This is a genomic window from Pseudoalteromonas sp. C2R02 (assembly GCF_018860845.1).
Lineage (GTDB): Bacteria > Pseudomonadota > Gammaproteobacteria > Enterobacterales > Alteromonadaceae > Pseudoalteromonas.
Window position 1 is genome coordinate 129368 of sequence record NZ_JAHKQC010000013.1, and the last position, 18997, is coordinate 148364.

General features: G+C 34.5%; 15 protein-coding genes. 2 read left to right on the forward strand and 13 right to left on the reverse strand.

Features of this window, described 5'->3' with window-relative positions; translation table 11 throughout:
- Position 1: 1 nt before the first annotated feature.
- The 12 genes from KO527_RS03420 to tagH all read right to left on the reverse strand — a co-directional run bounded on the left by KO527_RS03420 (position 2) and on the right by tagH (position 15155).
- The gene (locus tag KO527_RS03420) at positions 2-799 is read right to left on the reverse strand and encodes a type VI secretion system accessory protein TagJ (RefSeq protein ID WP_216038979.1); all 798 of its coding nucleotides are present in this window, start codon (positions 797-799) and stop codon (positions 2-4) included.
- 15 nt (positions 800-814) lie between these two features.
- Complete coding sequence (gene tssC / locus KO527_RS03425; protein WP_216038980.1) at positions 815-2359, reverse strand: type VI secretion system contractile sheath large subunit; 1545 nt, start codon at positions 2357-2359, stop codon at positions 815-817.
- A 53-nt stretch (positions 2360-2412) separates the two neighbouring features.
- A complete protein-coding gene (tssC, locus tag KO527_RS03430) occupies positions 2413-3906 on the reverse strand; it encodes a type VI secretion system contractile sheath large subunit (RefSeq protein ID WP_216038981.1) in 1494 nt (497 codons plus the stop codon).
- Positions 3903-4406 (reverse strand): type VI secretion system contractile sheath small subunit, encoded by a 504-nt coding sequence (tssB, locus tag KO527_RS03435; protein WP_216038982.1) that lies wholly within the window; start codon positions 4404-4406, stop codon positions 3903-3905. The genes tssC (KO527_RS03430) and tssB overlap by 4 nt, the downstream gene beginning before the upstream one ends.
- Before the next feature lie 40 nt (positions 4407-4446).
- Complete coding sequence (tssA, locus tag KO527_RS03440; RefSeq protein WP_216038983.1) at positions 4447-5553, reverse strand: type VI secretion system protein TssA; 1107 nt, start codon at positions 5551-5553, stop codon at positions 4447-4449.
- A gap of 145 nt (positions 5554-5698) precedes the next feature.
- Positions 5699-6472, reverse strand: a complete 774-nt coding sequence (locus KO527_RS03445) for a protein phosphatase 2C domain-containing protein (RefSeq protein WP_216038984.1) — start codon at positions 6470-6472, stop codon at positions 5699-5701.
- Positions 6473-7198 (reverse strand): type VI secretion system-associated protein TagF, encoded by a 726-nt coding sequence (tagF, locus tag KO527_RS03450; protein ID WP_216038985.1) that lies wholly within the window; start codon positions 7196-7198, stop codon positions 6473-6475.
- Positions 7180-10710: a type VI secretion system membrane subunit TssM gene (gene tssM, locus KO527_RS03455; protein ID WP_216038986.1), complete on the reverse strand. Its 3531-nt coding sequence runs from the start codon at positions 10708-10710 to the stop codon at positions 7180-7182. The genes tagF and tssM overlap by 19 nt, the downstream gene beginning before the upstream one ends.
- A 15-nt stretch (positions 10711-10725) precedes the next feature.
- Complete coding sequence (gene tssL, locus KO527_RS03460) at positions 10726-12033, reverse strand: type VI secretion system protein TssL, long form (RefSeq protein ID WP_216038987.1); 1308 nt, start codon at positions 12031-12033, stop codon at positions 10726-10728.
- Between the two features lie 20 nt (positions 12034-12053).
- Positions 12054-13376, reverse strand: a complete 1323-nt coding sequence (gene tssK / locus KO527_RS03465; RefSeq protein WP_216038988.1) for a type VI secretion system baseplate subunit TssK — start codon at positions 13374-13376, stop codon at positions 12054-12056.
- Positions 13377-13397: 21 nt separating this feature from the next.
- The gene (tssJ, locus tag KO527_RS03470) at positions 13398-13874 is read right to left on the reverse strand and encodes a type VI secretion system lipoprotein TssJ (protein ID WP_216038989.1); all 477 of its coding nucleotides are present in this window, start codon (positions 13872-13874) and stop codon (positions 13398-13400) included.
- A 15-nt stretch (positions 13875-13889) separates the two neighbouring features.
- Entirely contained in the window at positions 13890-15155 is a 1266-nt protein-coding gene (tagH, locus tag KO527_RS03475; RefSeq protein ID WP_216038990.1) for a type VI secretion system-associated FHA domain protein TagH, read from the reverse strand.
- A 178-nt stretch (positions 15156-15333) separates the two neighbouring features.
- Between tagH and KO527_RS03480 the strand changes: the two genes are divergently transcribed.
- The gene (locus KO527_RS03480; RefSeq protein ID WP_216038991.1) at positions 15334-17322 is read left to right on the forward strand and encodes a serine/threonine-protein kinase; all 1989 of its coding nucleotides are present in this window, start codon (positions 15334-15336) and stop codon (positions 17320-17322) included.
- Positions 17323-17480: 158 nt separating this feature from the next.
- On the opposite strand, the gene KO527_RS03485 is transcribed toward KO527_RS03480, so the two are convergent.
- Positions 17481-17654 carry a hypothetical protein gene (locus tag KO527_RS03485; protein WP_216038992.1) on the reverse strand — a complete coding sequence of 58 codons (174 nt, stop codon included), beginning with the start codon at positions 17652-17654 and terminating at the stop codon, positions 17481-17483.
- Positions 17655-17800: 146 nt separating this feature from the next.
- Between KO527_RS03485 and KO527_RS03490 the strand changes: the two genes are divergently transcribed.
- The gene (locus KO527_RS03490; protein WP_216038993.1) at positions 17801-18892 is read left to right on the forward strand and encodes a branched-chain amino acid aminotransferase; all 1092 of its coding nucleotides are present in this window, start codon (positions 17801-17803) and stop codon (positions 18890-18892) included.
- Positions 18893-18997 lie beyond the last annotated feature (105 nt).

The following is an 18997-nucleotide window of genomic DNA, read 5'->3' on the forward strand; positions in this document are numbered from 1 at the left end:
GTTATGCTGTCTCTAAAGCTTTAGCTTCAATTTTTTTAATATCGTGTAAATTGACTGCTTGGTCGTTCACTAACCACATTTTTAAGCCACTACCTAACACTAAATTATCAGTTTTTTGTTGCCAATCAGTTGCTTTACCAACCTTGTCATGCTCAAGTTTACTGTCTACATAAATCAATGGGATGTGTGCTTCACCTGATGGCCCATTCTTTATTTCTAAATTAACGCGACACCAAATATTCTCAAGTAATGACGTTGCCGGTTTAAAATCAATAAACTCAATATCTGCCATTTGAACGATGTAATATTTACCATTTGTTCCAAACACTTCAATAAAACCAGCTAAGCTATCATCTAAATCTCTTAACTCTGTTACGCCTTCGCCATTGACTTCATGGTTAGTTTTACTTCTAGCAGATTCAAGGGCAACTGCTGCTGCGTCAATACTTTGTTCGTCACCTGTATTTATTTCTAATCTTAATTTTATGAAAGCTGAAATCTCTTCATTAGGTTGGCAAAAAATTTCTGGAGTGGCTTTGCCTTCGTAAAAGTCAAGACGTGTTTGTTGTGCACGGATCAACTGTCTTAAATTTGTTGCACCTAACAAGCTTTCAGGGTGGCTCTGTACTATCATGTTTAATTGTTTATCTGCACGCTCTAATTCATTATTAATGCACAATAGTTCTATGAAAGTACTTCGGTACTCCATATTTGTTGGGTCATCTCTTAAATAAGCTTCCACCACAGAAATCGCTTCTGATAGACTGCCTTGTTGGTATAGCTCTATTATTTTTTTCACGCTTTAATCCTTTAATTAATTTCTTGGGGCTAGTTCAGTCACTAGTTTTATTGTTGATATCATTTGGTCTAATTGAAAATGCGGCTGCAATTGTATTATCGAGTAATAATGCCCAGGCTTACCAGGGATTGCTTTTACTTTAATATTGGCACTTCTAAGTGGTGCCCGACTATTAATTTCATCAGATGCAGATTCTGTGGCTGTTGTATATTGATTTAACCAGTTATTAATTTCACGCTGACAAGCATCAGCTGTTTGAAAGCTACCAATTTTTTCTCTACCCAGTAGCTTTATGTAATGAGCAAATCGAGACACACACAACACGTATTGCAACATGGAAGACAGCTTCGCGTTTACATTGGCAGATTTTGAATCATAATTCGTAGCTTGTTGTGCGGAAGAGTTACTAAAAAACACTAAATGATCTGTATGCTTTATTGCAGACAAGGGAATAAAACCATTATCTGATAATTCTTTTTCTAATCTATCGCCAACTTGTAAGTTGATAGAAGGTTTATTGTTAGTATGATATTTTTCAGTTTCATAACGGCTGATAGGTAAGTCACATACCACACCTTTATCTTTTCGTGCAGCATTCATGCCTCTGATTTGTCCAAACCAACCAGACTCACAAAAAGCGCGAATTACAATGCCTGAAAAAGCAAATGCTGCATTGCCCCATAAACAATCTGTTTCTGGGTTATTAATTTTTTCCTTAAATTTAAATGCTTGTTGTCTGGTACCATCGTCTAAATAAGGCGATCTTAATAAGATATTTGGTAATGTAAAACCAAGAAATCGAGACTCTTCCATATTTCTCAATGCACGCCATTGTGTATATTCGACTTGTTCAAAATGCGATGTTATATCCAATGTATTACTAAGGTTTGCGTAATGATCAACCCCAAAAAAATGTGGTGATAATGAAGTAATAAAAGGTGAAAAAGATGCTGATGCAATTCTTGCAATCATTTTTAAAGTTTCAATATCGTGATTGTTATATATTTGATTTGAATTGGACCCGATTTGGTAATTACCAATTATAATACCAAATGGCTCACCACCAGATGTATCGTATTCATTACTGTAAACGAGTCTATAAAACTCACTCTGGTCGAATTCTATTGCACGGCTTAAGTCTTTACTCAAAGCAGTCCAGCTGCAATTAAGTACCTTTACTTTTACTTTTTTATTTTTATCTAAACTGTATTTTTGTTCTGTTGTGTATAGTAAGCCACGCCAAGCAGATTCTAATGCTTGAAATTCATCATGATGAATTACTTTATTTATTTGACGTTCAATTGCGCTATCTAATTCTATAATTGCTTTTAGTAATAGTGCTTTTACACTTTCTTTATTATATGTTTCATTATTATAAGCGCCGTTTTCAAGCCAAATTAACAGCGATTTAAATTCATTCTTTTCACGTAGGAAGCGATCAAATAGTCTTTTATTCGATATATTCTTTGACTCTTTATTGTATGCCTCTTTTGCCACTGCAGGATTTTGAGTAAATTCAAAAATTTCAGCATCTACAAATAACGGCGCTTCTAACGTCATTAACATCATTCCTTGATAACGCCATAACTTAGAATTATGGCGTTCATTATTAATTAACCAATTTCAGGTATCTTTGCAACTAAACGTAAAGATGTGGTTAATTCTTCCATTTGTAACCAAGGTTTTAACCAAGCAACAGCATTATAACTACCCGGTGAACCTGGAATTTCTTTCACTTGTATTTTGGCATCAGCTAATGGAAATCTTGCACGACTTTCTTGGCCTGCACCTTCAGTAGAATTAATGTAAGACTGGATCCAAGTATTTAACCAACGCTCAATATCATTGACTTCCATGAAGCTACCAATTTTATCTCGCGCCATTACTTTCAAGAAATGTGCAAAACGCGAAGTTGCCATAATGTATGGTAAGCGAGCAGAAATAGCCGCATTAGCAGTCGCGTCATGATTACTATATTGTTTTGGTTTTTGACACGATTGCGAACCAAAAAATACCGCATAATCTGTATTTTTATAATGACAAAGTGGTAAGAAACCTAATTTGCTCAGTTCCGCTTCTCTTCTATCGGTAATACCCACTTCAGTAGGACACATTAAATCAGGGTCACCATCATCACTTGTAAAAACGTGTGCAGGTAATCCTTCAACTTTACCACCCCCTTCTGTACCACGGATCGCAGTACAAAAACCTGACTCAGAGAAAGCTTTAGTCATATTAGCAGCCATTACATATGAAGAATTCATCCAACAGTATTCTGAATTATCGGTACTTTTTGAACGAACACCCGCTGAATCTAATTCAAACTCTTCAAAGACAAACTCTTCTATTGAGGTTGTTGCTTGGCCATATGGTAAACGTGCAAGTACTCTTGGCATAGTGAGTGTCACGAAACGAGAATCATCACTTTCTCTAAAAGAACGCCATTTAGTATATTCTAGTGATTCAAAAACTTTTTCTAAATCTCTTGGTTTGCTTAACTCATCCCATTTGTCAAAACCAAATTGAGATGGCGAAGCTGCTGATATAAATGGACAAAATCCTGCTGCCGCGACATTTGACATAAGAGATAAAGTTTCAATATCTGCTGGATGATTTGAGAACTCATAATCACCTACGATTGCACCATAAGGTTCACCACCTGGTGTACCAAATTCTGATTCATAGATTTTCTTAAATACTTGGCTTTGATCAAACTCAACCGCTTTACTTAAATCTTTGTGCAATTCTTTTTTAGATAAGCTTAGAACACGTATTTTTAATGTGCTGTTGGTATCAGAATTTGAAACTAAATGGTTTAAACCGCGCCAGCTTCCTTCTAATTTTTGAAATTCTTCTTGGTGGATAACGGCATTTAATTGTGTTGAAATTGTTTCATCAATCAGTTTAATTGCATCATTAAAAGTTTCTGTTAAATTTTTATTCCACTTTACAGTCCCTTTCATGGCTTCTTCAGTCAATGACTTGATCAGCTCTTGCGCACGTGATGACTCTGTTTGCTTCGTTGCACCAATTACTTGGTCTAAGATAGAATGGTTTTGTTCTTGAATTTCTGCTGGTTGTTCAGCTACTAATGTTTCCGTACTCACGCCTTTTCTCCTTCTAAATCTAACTCACCTGCAAGTTGCTCTAAATTAGTTGTATTACTTAATACATCTTCTAGAATGTTTTCTAGTTCTTCTGAACGATCTACTTTTGTCATTAAATCTCTTAATTTGTTACGCGTTTCCATTAACTTCTTAAGTGGATCGATTTGATTAACTAATGCAGCAGGTTCAAAATCTGACATTGAATTGAATTTTAAATTAACTTCCATTTTTGTATCGTTATTTTCAAGCGTATTGTCAACTTTAAGATCCAAAGTTGGACTCATACGATTAAGTACATCATTGAAACTGTCTCTATCAATTTGTACAAAACGACGATCTTTGAGCGATTTTAATGCTTCTGTATTATGACCGGCAAAGTCACCAACAACACCAACTACGAAAGGTAGTTCTTTTTTTACAACAGCACCTTCAGCTTCAATATCATAGGTGATATGTACTCTTGGTTTTCTTACTTTTCTTAGTTTGTCATGAATGCTCATTTTGAACTCCCTTCCATTAGCTTAATTAGTTAAAAAGACTTTAATCGTTATTTTTTTGTATACCTGATAACTTGAAAAAACCATTTCTAGCATCGTTGTCGGTAATTAGTTCTTGCAATAATTCTGGTAAAGTTAATTCACTCCAACGTATTACTTGCTCTATGGCATAAGACATTGGCGAGTGCGGTTCGGTTTTTTTAAAATATTCTGCGATGTCACTTAAATTCTCAATCGCACTTTCTCTTGAAAAAATCTGATTTAAAGCTGCTTGACTAATGACTGATTGGCCAGCAGTTTCTAATTGATCAGGATCTTCAGTGCTGTGTTGTAGTTCTTCTGCTGTAGTTTGTTTATCGAGTACATCTGAAGCTAATTGCTGAACTGCAACTAATGCAGATTGCAACTCTTTGCTGATATAAGTTGTCGGTTGTGGCTCTCCGCCCATAGCCGAGTCCATTGCAGCAGATAAAATAGAAAAAGATTCTATGCATTGTTCTATGTCATCTTTTAAATCAACATAAAAACTTGCTGGCGTTTCTTTAAACGCTGTCATTATCTTTTCTAACGGTATAACACCACTGTCAAATTTATTTTGTTGTTTCTCATCTTCTAATCTATCAACAATGAGTGCTTGATTATATTCCCAAATAGAAAATTGACCTTCACTTGAATCAGCCGTAATAAAAAGTGACTTAATGGGCATGATCAGTGAGCCTTCGCTTTCAATTCCGTTTAAACCTATCAGAGGTGAGATACGATCATTAAGATCACCATCGTCCGGCGTTGGATATAAATCATTCCAATATAGGGCAATAAATTCATTGGCAAGTTTAAAACCGTAATTAAGCCCTTTGAAACCGTGAAAACGACATAATGCTTCAATGTACCAAGCTACAAATTCTAAATCTTTACAATCATTAATCAAAAATTCAGGGGTTTTATCTAAAATAGGCTTCCATTCATTGATGATAGATAACAAAGGCTCTTCATCAATCAGTGCATTTCGCTCACTTGCTCTGGCTGAATTTCTCACATCTTTTAAAAAGTAGTAATTTGATGTAGGTGAGACATCTGTTCTTGGATCGACCCCAGTAATTGCATCATTTGAAATCGGATCTAGCAGTGTGTCGAGAGGCTGTAAAATCATGTAAGACTATCTTCCGTGTCATTCTAAATTCATGTTTATAAACAAATTGCAATTATTTATACCAACATGTTTCCTGCCTGTTACAGGTACAAAGTAAGTTTGTATCATAATAGATACAAGATTACTTTGTAAACATTTATTTTATTTATCTAAATAATGGAATGGTCACATCACAAGATTCAGCACCAGAATTATTATTATCAATATTTGCTTTAACGAGAATGTATGTCACGTTATCACGGGCATCTCGAACTAAAGCCGCATGCATTAATGCAAGACCAACATCAATAATTGTTCCATTTTTTGCTGTTGCTTCTATTTCTTCGTTACTCACTTCTTTATTTAAACCATCTGAGCATAATAAAAATATATCATTAGGTAAAAGTGCACCGGATATATAATCAACTTCAACTTCCTCATCTACACCCACTGCACGAGTGATAACATTAGCTAAAGGATGTGACTCAGCCTCAGAAGAATCAAGTACGCCTTCATCAACCATATCATTAACTTGACTATGATCTTTTGTGATCTGACTCAGTATATCTGCTCTTTGTAAATATCCTCGACTATCGCCTACCCAAAAGAAATGAAATTGATTGTTATATATCCATAAAACAACAACAGTACTACCAGCTACTTTGCCAGAGAAATGTGAATCGATCATGTTTTGTAATTGGTTATTAGCGTGCTTTATAACATCAATAATCACTTGTTTACTGATTGCATTTGCAGGTAATTTTAATAATTGATTTTCAATGGTATCAACCACCAACTGACTTGCTACATCACCAGCAGCATGTCCTCCCATACCGTCGGCAACCACCCATAAATTTAACTGAGGTAATTCTAATAAGGCATCCTCATTAAGTACCCTGACCGTTCCACGATGTGTCTGAGCATGGCTTGATAAATACATTTAAGAGTCCTTTTCTACTTGCTTTATATACTGCCATTTCCTTTGCTGCCATTTACCATCAAGCATTGATGAAAATTGACCTACTTTGGGTAAACCTGGTGCAACGATGACACAAGGCTCTACTAGATCTGAGCCTTGTGTCCACCAAAGACTATACATACCAAATTGGTTTTTATATTGTTGGTCTAATAAATCTAAAGCATCAAAAGCATGTTTACCTTGAATGATAATTGAATCATTTTTATCATCAGAAGATTTAATACATTTAAAATTAAGATTGTTGTCTTTAATATCTTTATGTTGTGTTTTTAAGTCTTGGTACCAGGTCTGGATCAAAAAATCATCTTCTAAACTTTGAAGAATTTTGTCCTCAAATAAATTAGCCCAAATTTTATTTTGCCAAGCAGCAACCGGTGTTGCGTTAGTAGTGGCCAAAATCGAAAAAGGATAATGACGTCCAACTTGATCAACACTTGGAATTAAAGTGCCATGTACAGCTGAGTCACATAACAAGCCCCCTGATAATGAGAAGTGCCATATCGGGCTTGTCAAATAGGTGTCTAACCAATCATGAGACAGTTGCTCTTTGCTTACAGCTACAACACTTTGTAGCCATTCATTCCAAATTTCAAAAAAGCTTTCGTCAAAAGTGTTTTGTATAAAATCACCTTTAGTCGGTATTTTGCCACAATAACCAATATCAAAAGCTAAAGTCGGTCTGGACATGAGAACTCCTCTAGCTTACTCGCCCAAAAAGGATTAAATACGCTGTTTGGTAACAATAAAACCTCGGCTTTGTGACCGTTGAGGGTGATTTTCAACTTACTATCATTTTTAGTTTCAGGACGTCTAGTGGTAAGTTCGTCTAATAATCTAAAGAATGACCATGTGCCCGCGTATTTTATATTCATTGAACGACCTCCTTTTGGTGGTGTAAAAACAATACGTGTTTCATTGTTTTCTGAAGTACCAGGCCAAAAGAATTGTTTTGCTCGTGGTGGGCCATGACGATAATTAAGCTCTTGTCCATCAAGTCTTAACATAAGATGATTAATTCGATCATCTAATGATTCTGCCATGAGATTAAATTCAATTTTTGGAGATTTACCACCTTGATCAAAAAATGCATTTTGAATCTTGTGAGCCTTTTCAAACATAGCCAAAACATCTTGATTAATGCCAATATCATGCGTAAATCTCCACGGAGATTTGCTAGTATCAACATGTGCCTTTAAGTAGCTATTAAAAAATTTATCTAATGTACCGTTTTGTCCAAAGAATCGACCAAAATCTTTTAAGCTAACTTCACGTTTAGTATTTTTCTTAAATGGATAACGACCAGCTAAAGCACTTCGATACTCAGATACAACTTGGCTTTTCCAGATACCATCTAACCTTTGCCTTTCATTATTTTTAGTAATTTGACTTGTTTGTGCTGCAATGCCGGAAATCCAAGTTGAGAATGGATAAGGTAATGCCTCACTTTCAGATCTCAGTTGTTGACTTAATTTTTTAAAACTACCTAGGTTACGTGGTAAACGTTCGCCCGGCTGTAAATATGCAATTTTATCTAAATACCGGTTAATAGAGCGTAATGTTTGCTGTGTGCTATCAATATCTTGTATTTTAAACTCTAATACTTCTGCAAATGCTTGCTCGACTTCTTTACCAGGCATATTAATTTCTACATCTAATTTCTTCTTAGGTAAAAGCCTGTCTAAACGAGATTTTTTTTGTCTGAATAACTCTTCTGATGCGCTTTTCGCAATTTCACCAGCCGCCTTTTGATTTTTTGATAAAGGCAACTTAGTTAAATTTACATTTTTTTGTACTTCATGAATGATATTTCTCAGAGGGACATCAGGACCTGATAAAGCTCTGGTGATTTCAGCACCGTTGGCTGCAGAGTAATAACTTTTTACAGTTAAGTCGCTTAAGAAGTCTTCCCAATAAAAGATATAATCTCTTATATATTTAGTTTCTAATTGACCCGTGATCCTTTGCTTTGTTTTAGAATCTAAATTATTTAAATCATCACCGTAAACCCAACTATCTTCGATTAAACGCGTAATAATTCTATTTTTTTCAATATTGAAAATGCCATGAAAACCATTATACGTAAATAAACCAGGGATCCCTTTAGTAAAATCACGATCACTTTGAAACATAAATGCAGTCAAACTTTCAGAGGTAAATAAATCAATTAACCTAAAGTCTGGGATACTGCTTTCAATAAAGTCACTTTTAAGCCTTTGATAAGCACGTTCTACAAGAGGTAAACTTGTTAGGGCTTCTCTAGATTGGATTATAATGTCGTTATCTAATTTTGGATTTCTAACCCCATAGTGTAATAAAGATGCAATATGCTGCTTTAACTGAGTTCTGGATTGCCCGTTTATTTCACCAGGCATCTTTCTATCAATATAAGAATCAAACCAAACAATTACATCATCTTCGATATAATACTGGGGATGATGAAGCATTAAATAGGTCTTTAACGTTTCATATAAATAACTTAGATGTGCAGAGTTTTGCTGCATTTCAGTTATTAGCGCCCCCATTAAATAAGGTTGGAGATATCCGTGCAGCGCTCGTTGATATGCCGTTTTTGCAGGCTGCTCTAATTTATCACCTTGAAATAAACCCATAGATTTAATTTCATCTTCTGAATAAGATTTTTCATATCCAACTGGTAAAGAACGGATCAAAGACAAAGAAGTCGTTAATTTAATAATCTCCGTATCTTCATTAAGACCGCCATCGGAGATTTCTTTGTATTTCACAACAGCTAATTTAGTTTGATCAATCAATTGGCTATTCCATGAAAAACTTTGCCACCAAAGCACACTTAAACTAACAATTGCACAAGTAGCTACCCCAAGAATACTGTTTCTTAAGATCCTATTTTGTTTATCATGAAAACGGTTTGTGGTTGCTAAGTTTTGCTCTGGGAATATGACACCTTCAAGTAAATGTCTAATAAAATAGCTTCGGCTATTGCCAGTGCTTTGTGCTTGTAAATTACGAGTGCCAATACCGATATGATTCGATAATTGATCTATTGGTGTGCCCTCTTGTGTAGAGCTTGTTAGATATAACCCTCTTAAGATTGGCGCTTCTTCGTATGCATTTTCTGAAAAAATTTCTTTCAAAAAATCATCCGCATAACTTTGTAATAATCTTAATTGTTTAGGAAATTCATAAATTATGGCTTTGCGGCTTGCTGATCTTTCATGTAATAAGCGTGTATTAACACGTGAATTTATATTTGCTAATAAGCCATGAAACTCTTTATTAAATAAATTGACACTGCTATTTTCATTCGTTAATTCAAGATCAAAAGTGACACCAAAAACTTGTTCGCACTCCTCATCAGACAAATCATCAAAAAATTCACTAAACCCAGCAACTAAGTCAGCTTTAGACAATAATACATATACAGGGAATTTCATCCCGAGTTGATTTTGTAACTCTTGAAGTCTTTGTTTTATTCCTCTAGCGGCAATATTTCGCTCTGTTTTAGTCTGATTTAATAGCTCTGATACACCCATACTGATAATCACGCCATTTATTGGACGTTTAGGGCGATGTTTTTTTAGGAGGCCAAGAAAACCTTGCCAAGCACGAGAATCTCTTCGGCTATGACTATCCTGTGTTGTATATCTGCCTGCGGTATCAATCAATACTGCTTGATCTGTGAACCACCAGTCACAATTTCTAGTACCAGCAACCCCTTGTATCATGTCGATACCCATTTTTTCTTTTAATGGATACTCTAAACCTGAATTATGTATTGTGCTTGTTTTACCAGAACCCGGTGGACCTATCATAATATACCAAGGTAATTGGTATACACTTTTTCCTTTCGACAGTTTAGTACTTTTCAATATATCAAGGGCTTGATGCATTCTTTTAGATAACAACTCGACTTCTTCTTGCCCTTCAGAGGCATCTGTCTTATGTGTATTATCCTCAGAACCATTAATTAAATGATCAACCATTTTATCGTTATTTTTTTTATCTTTCGCTTTTGAAATAAAATGAGACACTCCCCAACATAGCATGATGAAAAATAGTACAAAAAATCGTGTTGCAGGTGAACTTAGTGGTTCATAATCTGCGATTGCTATTAATGGACCTATAAACCAAATCAATAATGCAAGACAGGCAAATCCAAGAATAAGCATAAATATTTTTGATTTGATAAAGTTTAGTAGTTTTGCAAAAAACCCTTTCATTTTTATAAATTCCTTTTATTTAAGTAATATGTCAATTTCAATACGACGATTGATTGCTTTATTACTTTGTGAATCATTGGCAACTAAAGGCTCAGATTCACCTCGTCCTTCAGGCCAAATTCGGCCCTCAAGGTTGGCATTTTTAGCTAAATAATTACCAATAGAGGTCGCTCTCGCTAATGATAAATGCCAATTAGATGGGTATTTTGTTGTAAAAATAGGCGTGTCATCTGTATGACCAGAAATAAAGACCTTTCCCTTGGTACTTTCAATGGCACGGGCTATTTTTGCTAAGACAGGTTCAAAATCCTTACGCGCTGTTGTACTTCCTGAAGCAAATAATACGCCCGCACCTATTCTAATTCTTAAACGATCAGATAACTGCTCAACTTGTAGCAGTGCCATATTAATTTCTGTTTGCAGAATTTGTTGTAATTCAATAGCTTCATCACTACTTAAATTTTCAAGTGCTTGCTCTTTAGTTGCTTCCCAAGGTACTAAAGAATTAAGGTCTTTATAAATATCTGAAGAGTAATCATTAATTTTATAACTAAAAATCATGTAAATACTAGAAAGCAACACAGCACTGAGTAACAGTATCAGCCATATAGGAAATCCTTCTGTTAATTCGGTGCCTTTGGCTATTTTGTCTTGCCACTGAGGTGCTAAATCTTTTGTATAAGTTCTTTTCTTCGATTTTATCTTACGATAAGCTTGTTCTTTATAATCCTCAATTTTACTGTCACCGGCAGTATCCATTCGCATTTTGCCAACAAAACCTAAGGATAAACATAAGTACATCAGCTCTAGTAATTCAATTTTTTGTTCACCCTCATTTAAGAAGCTATCAAGCAATATAAAGAAGTGTTCGCCACCGTTTGTTTGCGTATGAAATGTTGATAACAGGCTGTTAGACGCCCAATGACTATTTTCACCCCAAGGTTGATTTAAAACAACCTCGTCTAAAAAACAGCATAAACAATACCTTGCATGTTCAATTAAACTCGGTAACACCCCTTTGAGCCTTAAAGATTGCTCATACAACTTAATGAGTTCGATAGATTGAACTTTAAGCGTTGTGACATCTTTATACTCTTTTGTAGCCTTCAATTGACAGCAAAGCGATAACACCATATCAGCACAGTCAACAATATCATTTTCAGTAATGGTTAAAATTGCGGCTTGTTTTGAGCCATGATTTATATTTTCATTTATCTGAGTTTGATCTTCATTTTTTTGTGCTTGAGAAGGGTCTTTTGGCTTTATTGTTGCTGCTGTATTTCGCTTCCCTGGCCTTGGTCTAACAACCGTTTTATCATTCACGTTTTTCTTCCTGATTGAATTTAACTTTGATTTATTGCCCAAAGCTCGACCATTAATTCAGGATAATTTCCAGAAAAATGTAAAGCTAATCCTCCACTAGATAATAAGTTATTCCATTGACTACTATTTTTATCTAATTGAAAATAATGATATCCCGCGTGATATGGGATTTCCCTTGGGGCAACAGGTAATGCAGATAATGAGATCCCAGGCAATTGATTATTCACCAGATCTCTGATTGTTTCGACTGTACCAATTTTAGTTTGTGCAGGAATGCGATTGCGAATTTCTTCACTAACAACATTCGCTTTCAATGCAAGAACAAATTGAGCACGATTTAAGATAGACTTATCATTTAAAACAGCAAAGTAAACACCATACTGACTTTTTTCTAATTTTAATTCAGTCGCAGTTTGCTCGAGCACTAAGCTTAAACTATTACTTAAGTTAGCAATACATTGATTAAAAACTAATGTTAAATCATCATGCTGATATTGTTCTAATGAAGCAGGTCTTAAGTTATCGCTACTAAAAGTAGACAGTTCACCCATTAAAGATAAAAAATCACGATAAAGCAGTTCTGGATGCAGACCAATATTATGGGTGTAATGTGTTAATAATGGCTGATATTTATTTAACAGCTGGAGCATTAAAAAATCAGCTATGCCACTGGATGCTACATTTGATTTATTCATGCGTACAGCGATTGCTTCGGCTCTGTGATTAATCATAGCAGCGACTTGTTTAATAATATTAATTAAATATTTACTTGCGCTAACATACATTAAAGGCGGTATGAACTTGTCATCTAGAATCACTAAGCCATCTTTAGTAATTTGGCTGACTTTAGCAATAGCTAAGCTGACATATCCAGATCTATCATCACTTTCAAAATGTATTTTGTAGTTAATTTTTGCTACTTGAAGCATTTCTTGCGCATCATTACCAACACTGGTATCGATTACGTTATGATCTGCATATTTATAGCGAGTTATTGCTAGATCCGTATCATCTGAGATATTAACGCCATTGGCTTTGTTATTCGGGATCGATAAATAAATAATCTCGTTTTCTTTGCCAAATACAACATCAACACTACTAGGTATCATATCAGGATTTGGAATATTAAATGGTGTACCGTCAGGAAAAGTGCCTTTACAACTAGTTACTGAAATTTGTCCTAACTTTAAACTAGACTCATCTATAGATATTGATTCTAATCCCCAATTAAGGGGATGTTTAACTTGTTTTATACTAGATTGAAAATGTCTATCTTGTTGTTGAAAATGTTGTGGTCTTAAAAACATTCCCTCAGTCCATGCCACAGGGCTAAAATCACTCATGATATCCTTACCAAACTTCTATTAAATTATGTTGTTTTTTTCATTCATATAAATCGCCAACTTTTCAATGTTGACAGAAATATCATCGTAATACCTTGGATCTACTTCAATTACAGCACGCCATTTTGCGCCATCGATATTGCGATAAGCCACAATGACACCCACATAGCGGGTATTTTTATTCAAAACCATTTTGTAAGTTTTCAATTCTAATGGCTGTAATTCTAATTCATCACGTTTTATGAGGTCAGGTCCTAGCACTTTGTCTGGGTCTTCATACAAAGTAAAAAAATCTTGAGTATCAAAAATTGTTCTAGACGTTAATTCAAAAACTTTAGCAACGACTGGAGATGGTCTGCCGTTAAAATTAGGATTCACATCTTTTGCAACATTGAATTCTAAATCAGTAGAGGGTGGTACAATTGCATTGATAGTAGTACAAGCATTTAATGCCACTACGGCAGTTAAACAACTTACTAGTTTAAATAATTTTTTCATCTTATTATTCCTAATTTAAGCTAGTGACTTTATTTTTTTATCATACGCTGCAACAAAGTCATCGTGCCATACTTGAGATTGTTGTTTATTAAGACAATGCTTTATATCAGCGTGCAGTAAACTATATAATTTCCAGTATTTTGCTGGTTTTTGATTTGGTATCATTTTTTCTAAAACATTCTGACCATCAAAATCTCTTTGTGCAATATGTTCAGGGTCTAACTGCTTTAAAAGCCCTTCTACTGCGCCTTGCGTGCCATTAATTAAACTTTTCTCATGGTTTTGAGTATCATTGAATGCTTCAGTTATGGCTGATTTTGCAGATAAAAAGCTGCTACTACGGCGTAAAAACAAGTTTTGCATAACATCATCGATAGATGCTGAAAACTTAAGTGGATTATTTTCTGTTTGTTGGAATGTTGTTTGATTAATCCTAAAATCATTCTTAATTTCAGCTCGTTGACGCAAGGTTTTCATTACCCCCGCTAACAGTAAATTTAAACTTTCACCTAGTTCAAACATCATTTCACTGGTTAAATCTTTTTCAATATTGTTTTGACAACCGATGCCATTTAAAAAGGATTTTAATAAATCATAATTATCACCTGAAGTTAGGCTGCCTACTTTTTCATGCTCATTAGTCTGCTTACGCTCAATAGGCGCATTTATAGAAATGTCACTTTTTGCAGGAGAAGACGCAACTTCATGGCTTACTTGTTGCAAATCTACATCAGAGGATAAACGTTCTGTGGTATTTGGGTCTTTTATTAAGCCAAAATCCCATTCTTCAGGAATAGATGCATTTGGTACTGAAAAATCATCATTTATCTGACCGTCAAATTTTGGTGTTTGTGTTTTGTTAGTCTGCTGAAAATCATTATTCGTTTTAATAGATAGCATAGTATCTATTTCATGTGCCACAGGTGGGATGTTCGGGGTATTATCTACTTTAGTTTTTACATGCTCTATGCTGATTACTTTGACTTCATAATCACCAAATGTGAGTAAATCATCTGTTTTAAGTCTATGACTTGTACCTTGCCCTAATGCTTCAACACTTCTATTAATATACAAACCATTAGTTGATGTGTCATGGATATAAAAGTCACCATCTTTATTTTCAATTTTGGCATGACAACCTGATACAACTTTTTCTGGATCTGGTAAGTACCAATCATTTTTTTCAGCACGACCAAGGGTTGCAGAACCTGTAAATTTCTTTTTGCACACTTGCTCAGGAGATAACCTGTGATAACTGACAATTTCTAACTCTAATTCCATGAGGTTTAGTAACATCCTTTAATTTGTACCTAAAATCCGAGAGTAGAATAAAAAAACAATTGACCGTTGTCAATATTTTAGAGACATGTTAATAATAAAAATAAGAAATAAATTTAATTTGAAATTTCATGTTAGATTTATTTAATTAGCCATATTATTAAAGGACCTAGTAGCACTTATGGATAATGAAAATTCAACTCAAAACATTGATAATCAAGATAAAACTCGTGTAGCCGGTATCAAACAAAATTCTCAAACTAGTACTAACGACCTAACTGGTACTAAACTGAACAATCGCTATTTGATTGAAGAAAAAATAGGTAGCGGTGGCATGAGTGATGTTTACAAAGCCACTGATCTTTATCTTGAAAAAGCTGATGTTGAAGATCCCATAGTTGCTATTAAAGTGTTGCAATCAGGAATTAATGACGTATCTGAAGCAACGCAATTACTAATAAAAGAGGCAAAAAAAACGCAATCCTTATCACATTCAAATATTATTAGCGTTTTCGATGTGAGTTTTGACGGTAAGTATCATTATATTGTGATGGAATGGCTTGATGGTGAACCACTAGATGAAATTATTAACCGTGCAAAACCAATGGGCTTGCCATACAAAGGTATTAAAAAAATTGTTGGTCAAATCGCAGATGCATTAAGTTATGCACACAAGTCAGGTATTGTTCATACAGATTTAAAGCCCGCTAATATCATGTTAACGAGAGATGGCTTAATTAAAGTGTTTGATTTTGGCGTAGCTCAAGCATTACAAAAACAAAAAGATGCTTACGCACTCGATCAAAGTGTGACAAATTCTGATGTATCAGGATTTACACCTGCTTACGCCAGTAAAGAACAATTAAATTGTGAAGTTTCAAGTCCGAGTGATGATTTATATTCTTACGCTTGTATTATATATGAGTTGTTAACATCTAAACATCCTTATGACCGAAAAGCTGCTAATGACCCATCATTGGAGCAATTTGCCTTAAAGAAGCCAAGTAACTTAAGTTTTATCTCTTGGCTTTCGTTAAAAGCAGCCCTCGCATTAAATAAAAAAGACAGAATAGAAAATGTAAAGCAATTACATTCAGGTTTAAATCGTAACTTATTACCGAAAGTAACAGCCATCGCAGCGAGTATTGCTCTAATGTGCGGTGTATCTTATATTTACTTAGAGCAAAATAAATCAATTGAATCACTACAAGTTAAACTGGCTGAACAATCAAAAAATTATTCAGATTTAATGTCATTTAGTAAAATTTCTTCATCACAGTTATTAGCACAATATGATTCTTTTCCAGAAGACAAGCTTATTGCTAGAGAAGCATTAATGCGACAACATCAACATAGTATTATTGAAATTTATGAAACAAAGATCCGAAATGTAGGCAAAGATGCAAATAACAAATACAAAAACTACGATGAAATAAATGACATCTTATTAGATGCTTTTAAATATTACCCAGATTCCATGAGATTAGCACAAATTAAACAAGCAGAAGAAACTAGCAAAAAATCTATCATAGTTGCACTATCCGATAGGCTTGAATTGCTTTTATCTCAAGGTCGTTATCATGAAACGCAGAATAACAATATCGCACAACTAATTAATGACTTAGCATTTTTAGATGATGATTATACTTTTGTCCCTACTGAAACTTCTTACCTTTTATTTGAGACAAACTTTAATGATGCAGTTACTAAACACCATGTATCTGAAATTGATAAATTAATAGATGTTGCTAATCTTACTCTGACAAATTATGAAGGAGCCCAACCTTTATTATCATTTGCACGAGACATGAAAACTTCCGTAAAAGTACTCGCCCAGTATAATTTAGATTTAGCAAAAAATGTAAACACGCCCTATCCTTCAACTGCAGCTGAAGTTTTTTATTTGAAAACTTTTGAAAATTTTAAAACTGAAGTGTTAACTGCAAAAGATCATTACCAGTTGCAAAAGATTGACGACAATATTCAAGCAATCACTTCTCAATTACCTAATGATTTCAAACATTCAATTAAAATTAAAAAGTTAGTTGCCAGTAGCTATTTATCTTATGCTAATCAATTGATGGAGAAAAAACGCTTTTTAGAAGCGCAAAAATTAGTTAAAAAAGGCAATAAGCTGTATGAAGAAGTGAATTCTGTTTCATTCCTATAGAGCTCAAACTATCATTAGCAAAATCAGTAGTTATGAAATGAGTTAAGCCACCTACTTAACCCATTTCTATTTTGCTAATATAGTAGTGTCTATGAGCTGGCGTATTCATTTTTTAATGTATTCTCGAGCTGCTGAATAATTGATCCGGCAACATGATCTTAACCATCAGTTTTATTGATAGTTACTTCGATAGTTTTGGCATTTTCTGCGAACCATTTCTGAACATAAATGCTACCTATGACTTCAGCTTTGCCTGGTTCTGGTACTTCTTTGTAACGAATACTGTGTTTATTTTCTTTTTCAAATTCCATTTTAACTATAGTTTGCGTCATTTTTAAGATCTCTGTATTTTTTATGCTTTAATATAAAAATAGTTAAATAAACTATTTTATATTACTCAAGTATTGCTTTTATTTGACAACATCTTCATTATGCTTGCAATAATTTTTAGAACCGTGCAGATAATAAGTAGTAGATAATGAATATTGATTACCAATTAAAAAGTGCAGAAACCCGTCGTACAGAGCAATTTAAGCCTGAAGAAGATATTGGTTTTGGCAAACTAAGAACTGACCATATGTTTTTAATGGATTATAAAAATGGTCAATGGGTTGAGCCACGTGTTGTTCCTTACGGCCCGCTTACAATGCCACCAGGCGCTATGGCATTACATTACGGTCAATCAATTTTTGAAGGTGCTAAAGCATATAAACATACAGATGGTGAAATACATACATTTAGATTAGATATGAATGCAGCTCGTATGAATCATTCAGGTTCTGTTGTTTGTATGCCGTCTATTGATGAACAAATGCAAATCGATGCTATACACGCACTCATTGATGTCGATCGCCTTTGGTTCCCTGAACAAGATGGCGCATGTTTATATGTTCGTCCATTTGTATTTGCTACTGAAGATCATATCTCTGTAAGAAGTTCTAAAAATTACACTTTTTGTGTATTACTAAGCCCAAGTGGTGCTTATTACAAAGATGGTAACAATAAAGCAATTCGTTTATTAGTAAGTGAACAATACCATCGCGCAGTATCAGGTGGCACAGGTTCAGCTAAAGCATCTGGTAATTACAGCGCATCATTAAAAGCATCTGAAACCGCACAAACTTATGGTGCTTCTCAAGTATTATATTTAGATTCAACTAATCAATATATCGAAGAAGCAGGTGCTATGAACCATTACCATGTCCGTAAAGATGGCACGGTTATTATTCCTGAATTTACAGATACAATTTTAAAATCAATCACTTCTCAGTCAATTTTAAGTTTAAGTGAGCAGCTTGGTTTTGAAGTAAAACAAGAAACTATCAAAATCCAAGACTTTATCGCCGATGTAAAATCTGGTGACATTATTGAAGCCGGCGGTTTTGGTACTGCTGCAGTTGTATCTCCTGTTGGCTCTTATATCTTTGAAAACAATGACGTGATCACTGTTGGAGATGGTAATGTTGGTAAATATACTTTAGCTATGTATACATTATTAACAGATATTCAAATGGGTCGCCAACAAGGGCCTGATGGCTGGGTAAATCTAGTTGAGCGTAAAGCGCCTTAATCTCACCTGTTAAAGTGGTATAAAAGTCAATTTATACCACTGACTGTTAAAACCGCCATATAAAACCTTACATCACTTTCATTTACCGCCTATCATAATTTTTAG

What these genes read in the sequence shown, in the direction of transcription:
- tagH (WP_216038990.1), bottom strand. Translation starts at nt 15,155, where the DNA reads ATGGAATTAGAGTTAGAAATTGTCAGTTATCACAGGTTATCTCCTGAG.
- KO527_RS03485 (WP_216038992.1), bottom strand. Translation starts at nt 17,654, where the DNA reads ATGACGCAAACTATAGTTAAAATGGAATTTGAAAAAGAAAATAAACAC.
- KO527_RS03445 (WP_216038984.1), bottom strand. Translation starts at nt 6,472, where the DNA reads ATGTATTTATCAAGCCATGCTCAGACACATCGTGGAACGGTCAGGGTA.
- tssJ (WP_216038989.1), bottom strand. Translation starts at nt 13,874, where the DNA reads ATGAAAAAATTATTTAAACTAGTAAGTTGTTTAACTGCCGTAGTGGCA.
- tssC (WP_216038980.1), bottom strand. Translation starts at nt 2,359, where the DNA reads ATGACGTTAGAAGCGCCGTTATTTGTAGATGCTGAAATTTTTGAATTT.
- tssM (WP_216038986.1), bottom strand. Translation starts at nt 10,710, where the DNA reads ATGAAAGGGTTTTTTGCAAAACTACTAAACTTTATCAAATCAAAAATA.
- tssK (WP_216038988.1), bottom strand. Translation starts at nt 13,376, where the DNA reads ATGAGTGATTTTAGCCCTGTGGCATGGACTGAGGGAATGTTTTTAAGA.
- KO527_RS03490 (WP_216038993.1), top strand. Translation starts at nt 17,801, where the DNA reads ATGAATATTGATTACCAATTAAAAAGTGCAGAAACCCGTCGTACAGAG.
- KO527_RS03480 (WP_216038991.1), top strand. Translation starts at nt 15,334, where the DNA reads ATGGATAATGAAAATTCAACTCAAAACATTGATAATCAAGATAAAACT.
- tagF (WP_216038985.1), bottom strand. Translation starts at nt 7,198, where the DNA reads ATGTCCAGACCGACTTTAGCTTTTGATATTGGTTATTGTGGCAAAATA.
- tssA (WP_216038983.1), bottom strand. Translation starts at nt 5,553, where the DNA reads ATGATTTTACAGCCTCTCGACACACTGCTAGATCCGATTTCAAATGAT.
- tssB (WP_216038982.1), bottom strand. Translation starts at nt 4,406, where the DNA reads ATGAGCATTCATGACAAACTAAGAAAAGTAAGAAAACCAAGAGTACAT.